Annotated in this window: 8 protein-coding genes and 2 tRNA genes; 6 read left to right on the top strand and 4 right to left on the bottom strand. The window is 36.2% G+C overall.

The features are described 5' to 3' along the window. Positions 1-124 precede the first annotated feature (124 nt). Both gyrA and BXY82_RS10900 read left to right on the top strand, forming a co-directional pair. On the top strand, positions 125-2,689 hold the full coding sequence (gyrA, locus tag BXY82_RS10905) for a DNA gyrase subunit A (RefSeq protein WP_133758220.1): 2,565 nt from the start codon (positions 125-127) through the stop codon (positions 2,687-2,689). Between the two features lie 35 nt (positions 2,690-2,724). After that, positions 2,725-3,996 (top strand): tetratricopeptide repeat protein, encoded by a 1,272-nt coding sequence (locus BXY82_RS10900; RefSeq protein ID WP_133758219.1) that lies wholly within the window; start codon positions 2,725-2,727, stop codon positions 3,994-3,996. A gap of 56 nt (positions 3,997-4,052) precedes the next feature. Here the strand turns inward: BXY82_RS10900 and BXY82_RS10895 are convergent, their stop codons facing one another. Next, positions 4,053-4,802 carry a C40 family peptidase gene (locus tag BXY82_RS10895; RefSeq protein WP_133758218.1) on the bottom strand — a complete coding sequence of 250 codons (750 nt, stop codon included), beginning with the start codon at positions 4,800-4,802 and terminating at the stop codon, positions 4,053-4,055. 114 nt (positions 4,803-4,916) lie between these two features. Continuing rightward, the gene (locus BXY82_RS10890) at positions 4,917-6,095 is read right to left on the bottom strand and encodes an acetyl-CoA C-acyltransferase (RefSeq protein ID WP_133758217.1); all 1,179 of its coding nucleotides are present in this window, start codon (positions 6,093-6,095) and stop codon (positions 4,917-4,919) included. A gap of 130 nt (positions 6,096-6,225) precedes the next feature. Between BXY82_RS10890 and BXY82_RS10885 the strand changes: the two genes are divergently transcribed. The 3 genes from BXY82_RS10885 to BXY82_RS10875 all read left to right on the top strand — a co-directional run bounded on the left by BXY82_RS10885 (position 6,226) and on the right by BXY82_RS10875 (position 8,586). Continuing rightward, a complete protein-coding gene (locus BXY82_RS10885) occupies positions 6,226-8,271 on the top strand; it encodes an HD family phosphohydrolase (RefSeq protein WP_133758216.1) in 2,046 nt (681 codons plus the stop codon). Positions 8,272-8,363: 92 nt separating this feature from the next. Further along, positions 8,364-8,447: transfer RNA gene (locus BXY82_RS10880), tRNA-Ser, on the top strand. Positions 8,448-8,508: 61 nt separating this feature from the next. Next, positions 8,509-8,586: transfer RNA gene (locus BXY82_RS10875), tRNA-Pro, on the top strand. 390 nt (positions 8,587-8,976) lie between these two features. On the opposite strand, the gene BXY82_RS10870 is transcribed toward BXY82_RS10875, so the two are convergent. Next, positions 8,977-9,609 carry a response regulator gene (locus BXY82_RS10870; protein ID WP_133758215.1) on the bottom strand — a complete coding sequence of 211 codons (633 nt, stop codon included), beginning with the start codon at positions 9,607-9,609 and terminating at the stop codon, positions 8,977-8,979. Positions 9,610-9,682: 73 nt separating this feature from the next. Then, entirely contained in the window at positions 9,683-12,721 is a 3,039-nt protein-coding gene (locus tag BXY82_RS10865) for a ligand-binding sensor domain-containing protein (RefSeq protein WP_133758214.1), read from the bottom strand. A gap of 675 nt (positions 12,722-13,396) precedes the next feature. Between BXY82_RS10865 and BXY82_RS10860 the strand changes: the two genes are divergently transcribed. Then, complete coding sequence (locus BXY82_RS10860) at positions 13,397-14,326, top strand: NAD-dependent epimerase/dehydratase family protein (RefSeq protein ID WP_133758213.1); 930 nt, start codon at positions 13,397-13,399, stop codon at positions 14,324-14,326. The last annotated feature ends 17 nt before the right edge of the window (positions 14,327-14,343 follow it).

The raw sequence follows: 14,343 nt of genomic DNA, 5'->3' as shown, positions 1-14,343 counted from the left end.
TATAAAAGATGCGATATTGTTAATAAAAAACACCAAAAAAGCCTTATTAAAGTGGCGTTATAACTCATGAATTGGTTATCTTAGCACGATTTGAAAACCTACAAAAAATCTAATTAATTTATATATGGCAGAAGGAGAAAAATTGATTCCTATCAACATTGAAGATGAAATGAAATCGGCTTACATTGATTATTCAATGTCGGTCATTGTGTCACGTGCATTACCAGATGTTAGAGATGGTCTAAAACCTGTGCATAGACGTGTGCTTTTTGGCATGCATGAACTGGGAGTGAGATCTAACACCGCACATAAAAAGTCGGCGAGAATTGTTGGTGAGGTATTAGGTAAATTCCATCCACATGGCGATACCTCTGTTTATGATGCGATGGTACGTATGGCCCAGGAATGGAGTTTACGTTACATGTTAGTTGATGGTCAGGGGAATTTTGGCTCAGTTGATGGTGATAGTCCGGCAGCAATGCGTTATACAGAAGCACGTATGCGCAAGATTTCAGAAGACATGTTGGCAGATATTGATAAGGAGACTGTAGACCATAAACTGAATTTTGATGATACGTTGCAAGAGCCAACCGTATTGCCTACACGTATTCCAGGATTATTAGTTAATGGTGCTTCTGGTATTGCTGTTGGTATGGCTACAAATATGCCGCCACATAATTTAAGTGAAGTTGTGGACGGTATCATTGCCTATATCGAGAATCATGATATAGAAATAGATGAATTGATTACCCATATTAAAGCACCAGATTTTCCTACAGGTGGAACAATCTATGGTTATGATGGAGTGATTGAAGCATTTAAAACAGGTCGTGGAAGAATTGTTGTGAGAGGTAAAGCCAATATTGAAGAGGTACAAGGTAGAGAGTCTATAGTAGTGACTGAAATCCCGTACCAAGTCAATAAAGCTGATATGATTAAGAAAACGGCTGATTTGGTTAATGAGAAGAAAATTGACGGTATTTCCATGATTCGTGATGAGTCAGATAGAAATGGGATGCGCATCGTTTACGTGTTGAAACGTGATGCCATTCCTAACATCGTTTTAAATACCTTATATAAATATACAGCATTACAGTCATCGTTTAGTGTCAATAATATTGCCTTGGTCAATGGGCGTCCTCAATTGCTGAATCTAAAAGAGTTGATTCACCATTTTGTGGAGCACAGACATGAGGTGGTTGTTAGAAGGACTACCTATGAACTTCGTAAAGCAGAAGAGCGCGCTCATATTTTAGAAGGTTTAATTATTGCGTCTGATAATATTGACGAAGTTATTGCCCTTATCCGTGCATCATCTAATGCCGATGAAGCTCGAGAGAAATTAATTGAACGCTTTGAACTTTCTGAATTACAAGCCAAGGCCATTGTTGAGATGCGTTTACGTCAATTGACAGGACTGGAGCAAGATAAATTGCGTTCTGAGTATGAAGATTTGATGAAAACCATTGAAGATTTGAAGGATATTCTTGATAAAAAAGAGCGTCGTATGCAAATCATTAAAGATGAGTTGGTCGTTGTTAAAGATAAGTATGGTGATGAACGCCGTTCTACTATTGAATATGCAGGTGGCGACTTAAGTATTGAGGATATGATTCCTGATGAGCAAGTGGTCATTACAATTTCTCATGCAGGGTATATTAAACGTACCTCTTTAACAGAATATAAAACCCAAAATAGAGGAGGGGTTGGTCAGAAAGCGTCAACGACGCGTAATGAAGATTTCCTGGAACATTTATTTGTGGGTACCAATCATCAATACATGTTGTTCTTTACTCAAAAAGGAAAATGTTTCTGGATGCGCGTGTACGAAATTCCGGAAGGCACCAAAACATCAAAAGGTAGAGCCATTCAAAACTTGATTAATATTGAACAAGATGATAAGGTGAAAGCGTTTATCTGTACTCAAGACCTTAAGGATGAAGACTACATTAACAGTCATTATGTCATTATGGCAACCAAAAATGGTCAAGTCAAGAAAACCTCACTAGAACAGTATTCCCGTCCAAGAACCAACGGTATTAATGCCATCACTATTAAAGATGATGATATTTTACTAGAGGCTAAATTGACTACCGGTAACAGCCAGGTCATGTTGGCACTTAAATCTGGTAAGGCAATTCGTTTTGAAGAAGCAAAAACACGCCCTATGGGACGAAATGCTTCTGGAGTAAGAGGGATAACCTTAGCGCATCCTAAAGACGAAGTTATTGGAATGGTGACTATTGAAAACCCGCAGGAAGAGTCAGTATTGGTAGTGTCTGAGAATGGTTATGGCAAGCGCACCTATATTGATGATCCAGAAGATGGTGAAGCTGTATATCGAATTACCAACAGAGGTGGAAAAGGTGTGAAAACAATTTCTATTACTGAAAAAACAGGAAGTCTTGTGGCTATTAAGTCTGTGAGTGATGATAATGATTTAATGATTATCAATAAATCAGGAATTGCCATCCGTATGGCCGTTCAGGATCTTCGCGTAATGGGACGTGCTACACAAGGTGTAAAATTGATTAATTTGAAGGGTAACGATTCTATTGCGGCTGTCGCAAAAGTGATGAAGGATGAAGAGGATCCATTAATAGAAGAGGCACTAGATGAGCTTGCTGATAATGATGGTGTTTCAGATAATGGCACAACTCTTGATAACACAGAAGACGAAAACCAATAATTTATAATTAATCCTTAATATTTAAACAACTAAAAATGAAAAAACAAGTCACAGTCGCTTTCGCACTTTTAGTAGGCTCTATGTCTTTCGCACAGAAGAGTGAGCTAAAAGATGCTGAAAAAGCAATAAAGAAAAACAATTATGCAGAAGCTAAATCTGCAATTAACGCTGCTGAATCTTTAATAGGCAATGCAGATGATAAAATGAAGGCTAACTTTTATTTCTTAAAGGGACAGGCACTCTATGCCAATGGTGCAGGATCAGATGCTGATATGGATGCTGCTATTGAAAGTTTGGACATGGTAGCTAAAGTAGAAGGGAAAGATGGAAAATATGCTGATGATGTTCAGGAAATAAAGCAAAAAATGTTAGAATCTTTCTTAACTAACGCGAATGGCGCTTTAGAAAAGAAAAACTATGTAGCTTCTTCTAAAGGTTTTGAAAAAGCTTATAGAATGTCAACAAAAGACACTTTGTATCTTTATTATGCAGCTGCAACTGCGGTAAATGGTGAAGATTATGACAATGCCTTAAAACATTACGAAGAATTGAAAGATTTAGGCTATGTGGGTATTGATACGGAATACGTTGCAGTTAACAAGGAAACTGGGGAAGAGGAGAGTTTTCCATCCAAAAGTATCATGGATATCTCTGTAAAAGCTGGAACACATATTTCACCGGCTACTAAGAAATCTGAGTCTAAGAGAGGAGAGATTGTTAAAAACATCGCGTTGATCTATATGACGCGAGGTGATAACGAAAAAGCAATTGCAGCTATGAAGGATGCAAGAAAAGCTAACCCTGATGATGCGAGCTTAATTATTTCTGAAGCTAATATGCAATTAAAGATGGGGAATAAGGACGAATTCAAAAAATTAATTGAACAAGCCTTGGTAAGTGACCCTAATAATCCAGAATTGTTATTCAACTTAGGGATTGTATCTGCAGAAGGAGGAGATGCTGAAACTGCAAAAAAATATTACAATAAAGCCTTACAAATCAAGCCAGATTATACTGACGTTCATAATAACATGGCAGTCTTAATCTTGAGTCAAGAGCAAAGCATTATTGAGCAGATGAATGCTTTAGGTAGTTCAGCTGCTGATAATAAGAAATATGACGAGTTGAAAGAGAAAAGATCTCAGTTGTATGCAGAGGCTATTCCTTATTTGGAAACAACTTTAAAGTTAAGACCTACAGATTTACAAGCGGCAAAGACTTTAGTGAATATTTATAGCGCTTTGGGTGAAACTGCAAAAATGAAGGAAATGAAACTTAAAGTGGAAGCTTTAGAAAGTGGTCAATAGTACGGCACAAAAACTATATGTTTAGAAGAAGGCTATCTTTAAAAGATAGCCTTTTTTTATATGATTTTTTTAATTACCCTTAATTTGTGGGTGTGCATTTTAGTATCTACGTTATAAATTCCAGAATGATCTAAGCGGTCAATACGAACTTTACCATGGGCGTGTATAATATAATTGTCTGGCATGATAATTCCTACATGAATAATTTGTCCTTCATTGTCATCAAAGAAAGCCAAATCGCCAACTTCACTTTCTTCAATAAAACTAAGCGCATCGCCTTGTTTTGCTTGCTGTTCAACAGCACGAGACAGTTGATAACCATTCAATTTATAGACCATCTGCGTAAATCCAGCGGAATCAATACCAAAAGGTGTTTTACCACCCCATAAATATGGTGCATTTCGATATAAAAATGCAGTATCAATAATATTGGATTTTGATTGAATGCCTTCTAGTATATAACCATCATATGTATGGTTTAGGTAATTGAGAGCTGACAAACTTGAGCCTAAAGGAATCGTGATCAACTGATTCTGCTGATCTTGTATAAATTCAAGTAAGTCTCCAGAAAGTCGTGATGGTAATCCGATTAATGTTTCATAGTCCGTTTCCGTAATTTCCAAGTACTGGTTATTTGCAATCCATCCTTCAAAATTATCATACACCAAACGAATTTTACTCCAATTTTTCCGTCGTTCGGTCACCTTAAAAATTTCGCCATAGAGTACTTGAGATAACAATTCAGTAGAATCAGCAGGTTCAATTCTTAAAGGGATGATGCTTAAGTTGGCAATTCCGTATGGCATAGGGGTGAAATGGTCTATTGACTATTTTTATAAATTTTCAGTTTATAAGACCTGAAAAATTGGTAACAACAAATGTAATGATTGCAATGCGATGATTTTTAGAACAAGACTAGTTTATGCACGTTCTATTACAATTGCAGATGCACCTCCACCACCGTTACATATTGCCGCAGCACCTAGCTTCGCATTATTTTGTTCTAATACATTTATTAAGGTAATGATAATTCTTACCCCCGAACATCCTAATGGATGACCCAAAGAAACGGCACCGCCATTAACGTTAACGTTACTATCATTAAGACCTAGAAGTTTCATATTGGCTAAACCAACCACCGCAAAAGCTTCATTAAATTCGAAAAAATCGACATCTTCTATTGCAACTCCCGCTTTATCCAATGCTTTTGGTAGAGCTTTAGCTGGCGCAGTTGTAAACCATTTTGGCTCATGGGCCGCATCAGCATATCCTTTTATGATAGCCAATGGTTTTAAACCTAATTCGTCAGCCTTTTCCCTGCTCATTAAAACAACAGCGCCAGCACCGTCATTAATAGTTGAGGCATTGGCAGCTGTTACAGTACCATCTTTAGAAAAGGCAGGTCTCAATGATGGTATTTTATCCATTTTTACATTGGTATATTCTTCGTCTCTTGAAACTACAACAGCATCACCACGACGTTGAGGAACTTCTACCGGAACTACCTCATTATCAAATTTTCCCGCAGCCCATGCTGCTGAAGAACGCTCATAAGACTGAATTGCATAAGCATCCTGATCTTCTCTACTAAATTTATATTCTGTAGCACATGCATCTGCACAAACACCCATGGCGTTTTCATCATAAGCATCTACTAAACCATCTTTTTGCATGCCATCAATTAATGTGGCAGGACCAAATTTTGTTCCCGTTCTTGCGTGAAGATAATGCGGAATTAAACTCATGTTTTCCATTCCGCCGGCAACAATAATATCAGCATCTCCCAACGCAATTGCTTGGGCCGCTTGCATTACTGCTTTCATACCTGAAGCACAAACTTTATTTACGGTAGTACACGGAACAGTGTCCGGAATTCCAGCATAAATTGCGGCTTGTCTCGCAGGTGCTTGGCCTGTGCCAGCCTGAACTACGTTGCCCATAATCACTTCTTGTACCAATTCAGGTTTTAGGTTAATTTTATCCATTGCTCCCTTAATGGCAACGGCTCCTAATCTGGGTGCAGTAACTGTTGATAAAGCGCCTAAAAAGCTACCTATCGGAGTTCTTGCTGCTGATACAATAACGACTTCTTTACTCATTTTATATGGGTTTTGATTTGATTAACGCAAAATTAAACATTTTTTAATTGATTTCGGAATGAAACCTCACGTTAAACCAACAAGTCCCTTAATATTTTATTACTTTTGAAAGACAATTGAGACGACTTTGATGAAAAATCTTATTAGTAAGTGGTACAAGAATCATGCACTTATTTACAAAATTCTCCTTTTTATAGGAACTACTTTTTTAATTGTTTACCTCTTTCCAAAGAGTGGTAAATTCAAATATAATTTTGACAAAAACAAACCGTGGCAATCTGAGAATCTTTATGCTCCATTTGATTTTGCCATACAAAAAACACCGGAGGAACTTGAAAAGGAAAAGTCTGCTATTGTAAAAAATAGTGCGGTTTATTTTGATCTTTTTAGCGAGGTTAAAGACTTTGTTTACGAAGACTATAATAAAAAATTCAACGCTACATTTGATGACTCACTTGGCAGGAAAAAAACCGAGTTGTACAGGATAGGGAAGCTCGTACTTGACCAAATCTATAAAAATGGTGTTTTAGAAGAAGACTATAATTACCCTAACGACAAGAGTGTCATTTTATTAGATGGTCAAAATCAAGTTGCCACAACCACCTATTCCGAATTGGCCAAAATTGATGCTTTCAGAAAGATTTTGGAAAAACAACTTGAAGAAAAAAGGAATTCTAACTTTAGTGCCGTCTTTGTGTCAATGTTTTTTGATTTGATTGAGCCTAATTTAAAGGTCAATAAATCCATTACCCAAAACGCCCTAAATGAAGAACTTGATAAAATATCATCTACACGAGGGAATGTTGAGCGTGAAACGCTGATAATTTCTAAAGGAGAATTGGTAGAAGGCCATAAATACGATATTCTTAAATCTTTAGAGTCGGAGTATGAATCGCAGGTCTGGAGTGCTTCAAATTATACCTGGGTTGTCATTTCCTATTCCCTTTTAGTAGCCCTAACGTTATTAATGTTACTGCTTTTTTTAAGGAAATACCGCAAAGATGTCTTTTTGGACAACACCAAAGTAACCTTTATATTTTTCAATATTCTCTTAATGGTTTTGCTCACTACGCTTATTGTAAAGTACAATTCTAAATTTGTGTATGTTGTGCCACTATGTGTATTGCCATTAGTATTGAAGGCCTTTTTTGATGCCAGACTCGGTTTATTTGCACATGTTTTAACGGTACTCTTGTTGGGCTTTGTGGTGCCAAATAGTTATGAATATATGTTTTTGCAAATTACTGCCGGCATCGTAACCATCCTTACCGTTTCAGAGTTGTATAAACGTGCAAACCTCTTTATTTCTGTTGGGCAAATTACACTAGTGTATATCGTAACGTATTTTGCGTTTTTCGTAATTCACGAAGGCAGTATTATTGAGCTCGATTTGGAAGCCTTTGGAATGTTTATTTTATGTGGATTGGCAACCTTGTTTGTGCAACCGCTTATTTACATATATGAACGCTTGTTTGGTCTAGTGTCAGACGTGTCATTATTGGAACTTTCAGATACCAATACGAAGTTGTTAAAAGAATTGTCTAACAAGGCACCTGGTACGTTTCATCACAGTTTAAACGTTGCCAATTTAGCCGAAGCTTCAGCCAATGAAATTGGGGCAAATGCAATGTTGGTCAGGGTAGGAGCATTATACCATGACATAGGTAAAATGAAGAACCCTACGTATTTTACAGAGAATCAATCTACAGGATTAAACCCTCATGATGAATTGTCGGCCCAAGAGAGTGCTGCCATCATCTTTTCCCATGTATTGGATGGTATTGAAATAGCTAAAAAGAACAATTTACCAGATCGTGTTATTGACTTTATCAGGACACATCACGGGACGAGTATGGTGTATTATTTTTATATGAAGGAAAAGGAGATTGATATTGCCACGGATGCTGATGATTTTAGATACCCAGGGCCAAAGCCTTTTAGTAAGGAGACTGCAATTTTGATGATGTGCGACAGTGTTGAAGCTGCTTCTAAAAGTTTGAAGGATCCTTCATCAACAAAAATCAATCATTTTGTTGAAAATATTATCAACAAACAGATGGAGGACGGACAGTTTTTAAATGCCAATATTACCTTTAAGGAGATTGAATCTATCAAGAAAATTTTAAAGAATAAATTGGCTAACATCTTCCATCTCAGGATAGAATATCCGGAATAAAAAAATTCCTATAAAATTTTTAAAAAATAGTTGTTTTCTTTGTAATGAAGGGCTACATTTGCATCCGCATTTAAGGATGTTCTTTAACAATAGGAGAGGTGCCAGAGTGGTAATGGAGCAGATTGCTAATCTGTCGACGGGAAACTGTCGCCAGGGTTCGAGTCCCTGTCTCTCCGCAACAATTGCTAATAATACCGGATAGCAATTTTAAAAGAATTCAACTTTAGTAGTTGATTTCGGGGTGTAGCGTAGCCCGGTTATCGCGCCGCGTTTGGGACGCGGAGGTCGCAGGTTCGAATCCTGCCACCCCGACCACTAAAAGCCTAACAAATCATGAGATTTGTTAGGCTTTTTTCATGTGTAGCGGTGCCAACGGAGTTGCGCATAAGCGAACAAATGAAAAAAGACGCTAAAACCGCTTATCGCGGTTTTTAGGCTTATAATGAGCAACGACCCTTACTCAGGATCAACCAAGTTAATCCTGCCATCCCGACCACTAAAAGCCTAACAAATCATAAGATTTGTTAGGCTTTTTTTATATGTGGCGGTGCCAACGGAGTTGCGCATGAGCGAATAGATGAAAAAAGACTCTAAAATCGCCCTTCGCGGTTTTAGGCTTATAATGAGCAACTATTTTGAATTCATATCTACAATAAACGTTCGCATCATGTTATTTTTAATACGTGTACATCGTTAATGCCTGATTTAAATTTCATTATTATAAGACTTTTTAATCAGTTCAGCCTTACTGTTAATTTCTAAAGTTTTATAGATATTTTTAATATGACTCCGAACAGTGTCTAGTGAAACAAATAAATCTTCAGCAATCATTTTATAACTCTTGCCATCAACGATTCCGGCTACAATCTCTTGCTGACGAGGTGTGAGAATCTGGTTTTTGACCGATTTAGGTGCAAAATGATTGGCAATTTTTCGGGCTATTGAAGGCGACATATAAGACCCTCCATCAAATACGATTTCTACGGCTTCCTGTATCTTTTTTAAGGAGGTTTTTTTTGATAAATACGAACAGGCGCCAGCACACAATGCGTTAAAAATACTATCACTATCATCAAAAGTGGTGAGCATGATGATATCTGTTTTAGGTAATTCATTTTTTAGTAATGGAATACCTTCAATTCCAGACATTCCAAGTAAATTGATGTCTAATAAAATGATGTCAGGGGGTACTTTTAAGTCTTTAAAGTCTTTTAGAAAAGTTTCTATAGAGGAGGCTACCAAGAGACATTCGGTATGATTGAGAACTTCAAAAAAACTGCATAAGCTCTCTTGTACTAAGGCATCATCTTCTATAATGGCCAGCCTAATGTCTTTCATGTTGGTATAGAATAGTTAGGTTATGTAAGGTACTTTTATTAACTCATGCGCGCAATCACATTATCATGTGGTATTATAGTGCGAATGGCAAGTGTAAAAACACCCCAAATCCATGGTTTTTTTTAAATTTAATAGTGCCATTTAATTTTTCTGCCCTCATCACCATATTTGCCAAACCAAATCCTGTCGATTTATGAGGCATTTTTATCTGCCCATTATCTTTAATAATAATGTCCGTATTATGCGCATTACTCAGTATAGTTATGGTTACACTGCTAGCATCAGAATGCCTAATAATGTTAGTAATTGCCTCTTTATAAATCATAAATATATGTTGTTTGGTTTGTGCTGATAACTTCCTATTGGGATGTTTAACACTCGCGCTATCAATATGAAATGAGATGTTTTTTGGTAATACTAATTCTTCAGCCAGCTCTTGCATCCGTTCAATCAAATCTTTAACAGTTTCCCGTCTACTATCAATACTCCAGACTAAGTCTCTCATTTGCGAAATGGCATTTCTACTTATACCTGCAATCTTTTGAAGTTTGAATTTATCAGATTCACTGGCATTCATTTCCATGAGTTCAGTTTGCATTGCTAATCCGGATAGCAAAGACCCAACATCATCATGAAGATCGCTCGATATTTTTGTCCGCAACCGTTCCATAGCTAAGGCTTGTTGAAAACGATATCTAAATATGACAAACATAATTCCAATAATAGTGAGCATCAAAAGCACTTTAAACCACCATTGTTTATAATAAATCTCACGTACATGAATTGGAATGGCCAACATTGCCTCGCTTTCATTGCCCCTCGAATCTTTACCTTTTATTTTTAACACATAATTTCCAGCAGGCAGTTGATTGTAGCGTATGGAGGCCACGTTACCTCTATAAAACCATTGCTTTTCCAGGCCTTCTAATTTGGTTGAATAACTGTTTTTTTGGTTTTGGAAATAACTTGGCATCGTCCAGTTAATTTCGAAGTACTGATCATATGCTGTTAGGTTTAAGGCATTTGTTTGGGTTTGGGTGAAATCAGTAAAAAACCTTGATTTCATTTTACTGTTATAGCCCGAAACGCCTAACAACCGTAATGTTGGTGGATCAGAATATTTCAATACTGCAGAAGGTTTGAATTGGTTAAGACCATTCATACCACCAAAATAAAAATTGCCACGACTGTCTTTAAAAAATGAGGTGTAATTGAACTCATAATGAGACAAGCCATCTTCAGGATAAAAATTCTGAAAGATTTCTGTATTCTTGTCAAAATGAGACAGGCCATTATATGTACTAATCCATAAGTTATCCTGATCGTCAGTCAGGATACCTACAACATTATCATCAGGCAACCCATTATACTTATTATAAATTTTTCCAATCAGACCATCGTCGGAAATAAAATTTAAGCCACCTCCATAGGTTCCTACCCAAAGTGCTCCATTTGGTTCTTCTTCAATAACAAGTACAAAATTCCTGGAAATAGTGGGGTGTGAGTTGGTGTTGAAGATCGTTTCAATTTGGCCACTGAGATGTACTTTTAGTAAGCCGTCATTGCGGGTGCCAATATAGAAAATGCTGTCGTGTATACTTTCTTTAAAATAGGTTAAATCGGCAATGTCATTAGCCTTATTAAAGTTTTTAAAGACAGGCACACTCGTCTCTGTGTCAGGATCAAAAAGCACTAATCTTGACAGACTTTGACCAAAAAGTAATTTGCCATTCTTTAATTTGATTAATGGATTATGGGCTTTGAAGGTTACGTTTGGCCTAAATTCATCGTAACTCTTGGTGGCGCCTGTCTTTAAATTAATTTTCAACAAGTTTTCACCTAATGTGTAAGCATGCCGCTTGTTTTTATCAAGCACATAAAAATTTGCTGTATACTGTAACCCTTCTAAGGCGACACTATCTATTTGAATGGTTAGTGTGTCAATATTTCCAGAAATAGTTTTGTAAATCAACTTATTTTTGTTTTCACATTTGGCAAAAATAGTCCCATTGGCATCTTCAAAAACACCACGCATGGTATTGCCCCATCCTTTATTATCTGATTTAAAGAGCGGTGTAAATAATTCTTCACCTATCCGTATCTTAAATAATCCGTTATCAGTGGCTACCCAAAGTAATTTATTGACATCTATAAAAAGACAATTAATTTTTGAGTACTCAAAACGTGCCTGTAATTGAGCAGTGAAATCTTTGACATGACCATCTGGATGCATCCGGTATAATTCTTTGTTACTAGCAAACCATAAATGTTTCTGATAATCTTCAATACCATAATAAAACTGATGCTCAATATCGAATACACGTGTTGTGTTAAGATTTTCTTCATTTAATCTTGAAACACCCCTGTCTTTTTGAGAAAAGTAATAATGTGTATTCTGACTGTCATAGAAAGATACCGTAAACTGTAATAAATTTCCATGCCATTCAAAAGTTGGGAAATTAAAGGTCTTTAGTAACGTACCATCTGTGTCGAATTTTAAACTATATAAGGGTGCACTCCATAACAAATCACCCTTTTTGTCACAAATTAATCGGCTGTAGGGGTGTTTATTTCTTGGAATACTATATTTCACTTCAAACGAACCGTTAATTAATTTTTGAAGGTAATGCTTTGCCTGACCATAATCTGCGGTAACAAAATCATCTGTAATGACCCATATATCGCCATTTAAGTCCTTAAGTATGCGCAGTACATTTCCTTTCAAATTATGATTACTATTGTATGCTGTTACAGCATCTGTAGAAAGTTGAATTTTAAACAGCTTTTCATTAGCCATATACCAAAGCTCATTGGTGTGGGCGTTATAAACCAATTCTCCGGTAATTAATTCTTCCTTAATGTAAAAGGGATTGCTTTTATCAGAATTATAGACTTTAAAATTGTACCCATCATACCTAACCAAACCCAAATCTGTTCCAAACCACATCATTTCATTAGCATCTTGTGCAATAGAAGTAACGTCTCTAAAAATTAAGCCTTGTTCAGTAGTGAGGATGTCTATTTGGGAAGGGTTTTGTGCATTGAGCACATTATTTACAAAAAGCAAATAAATAAAGGTGACAAAAGCTATTTTCTTTATAAGAGGTTTCAAAGCTTTTAAGAATGGAAAAGGTTGGTAACATTCAAATATACAAAAAGATAAGCTAAAACCACATTAATATGTGGTTGACAATGAGCAATGTACAGTGTAATTTAGTAAATATTAAAATGGTCGATCATGTTGACATTTTTTTTTAAGCTAACCCACTTCCCCTAGAACCTGATTAAGCTTATAATAATTGATAGCAAAGCAGTGCAGATTTTTAAAGCCTGAGCTTTTAAATGTGTTCCAATACATGCAAATTATTATGAAAACTAAAGGGCATAAATTATATTCTCAAACCGCAAGGGCAATTAATGTCGCTAATTTCCATATAAAATTTTTCTCATTTTTATGTGTCACCGTCAAAAATCCACAGGATAAATCTGTCCAGAAATTAGAAAACCTTAACAACCATCAATTAAAAAATCATCGATTTTCAAAATTAATCATTATTGGAATTTTATTGATTTGTTACCACATCTTATTCACAGTTCCAAACCCATCCGCCACTTTAAGTTCACAACCATTAGACAACCTAATCATCACCATGCCCTTAGTGGGTAAGCTGCCTTTAATAAAGCGATTTACAAATTTTAATATTTTACAGGATATCATAACTAATAATAGGAGGCTTTATAACCACAGTGTTGAGACGCTTGTCATAACTCATAAAAACCTTTAATTATGAAAACAGTAGGCGTTATTGGGGGATCTGGATTTATTGGAAGTCATATTACCAAACAGTTTTTAGATCAAGGGTATAAAGTGAAGGTGTCTGTTACAGATATTTCCAAAAAAGATAAGTATCAGCACTTACAAACGCTTCATAATTCTGAGCATTTAGAGATTAAAGAGTTAGATGTTATAAACAAATTAAAACTTAAATCCTTTGTTAATGATTGTGATGTAGTGATTCATGGGGGCACTCCATTTCAATTGGAGGTTAAAGATGCGCAGAAGGAGCTTTTGGACCCTACGATACGTGGTACAGAAAACTTTTTGGATGTGCTTTCCGAAAGTCCAAAGATAAAAAAGATTGTATTTATAGCTTCGGTTGCTGCCTGGAACACTAATTTTCCTTTACCGCCTCAAGGTAAAATGGCAACAGATACAATTTCTGAGAACGATCCACCTTTTTTAAGCAATGAAAGCCATCCGTATGCCCAAGCTAAGTATATCGCCAACAAAGCTGTTGAAGGATATATAAAAGAACATCCAGATCTCGATGTTGAAATCACTAGTGTTTCGCCGGTAGCCGTTTTTGGAGAATCGATGTCCAAAAGAGAAGATTCCACCTCCACAGGCTTACAGTTTTTAATCAAAAATAATCTTGCACCCAATGCATTTGTGAAAATGCTTTATGATACAGATGCAGAGTTTGCGGTTGTAGATGTTAATGATGTGGCTCATGGCATCTATAAAGCTGCTACCACCTTTGGGTTACATGGTAAAAACTACTTGCTTTCCAGTGAAACTTATCCCGTATCTGACGTTAGTTTAATGTTAAATGGAAAACAACCCAAAAATCAACCTAAAATCATTTATCAAAACCGATTGGCAGTTCAGGATTTAAAAATTCCATTCCGAACTGTTAAAGCAACACTACATAATTAAAATACTAATAAGAACAA

Source organism: Gelidibacter sediminis, from assembly GCF_004364975.1.
GTDB lineage: Bacteria > Bacteroidota > Bacteroidia > Flavobacteriales > Flavobacteriaceae > Gelidibacter > Gelidibacter sediminis.
This window is presented reverse-complemented; position numbering and strand designations above follow the sequence as displayed.

Bases quoted from the DNA above. Each gene is read 5' to 3' on its own strand.
- BXY82_RS10900 (WP_133758219.1), top strand. From the start codon at position 2,725: ATGAAAAAACAAGTCACAGTCGCTTTCGCACTTTTAGTAGGCTCTATG.
- BXY82_RS10890 (WP_133758217.1), bottom strand. From the start codon at position 6,095: ATGAGTAAAGAAGTCGTTATTGTATCAGCAGCAAGAACTCCGATAGGT.
- BXY82_RS10885 (WP_133758216.1), top strand. From the start codon at position 6,226: ATGAAAAATCTTATTAGTAAGTGGTACAAGAATCATGCACTTATTTAC.
- BXY82_RS10895 (WP_133758218.1), bottom strand. From the start codon at position 4,802: ATGCCATACGGAATTGCCAACTTAAGCATCATCCCTTTAAGAATTGAA.
- gyrA (WP_133758220.1), top strand. From the start codon at position 125: ATGGCAGAAGGAGAAAAATTGATTCCTATCAACATTGAAGATGAAATG.
- BXY82_RS10870 (WP_133758215.1), bottom strand. From the start codon at position 9,609: ATGAAAGACATTAGGCTGGCCATTATAGAAGATGATGCCTTAGTACAA.
- BXY82_RS10860 (WP_133758213.1), top strand. From the start codon at position 13,397: ATGAAAACAGTAGGCGTTATTGGGGGATCTGGATTTATTGGAAGTCAT.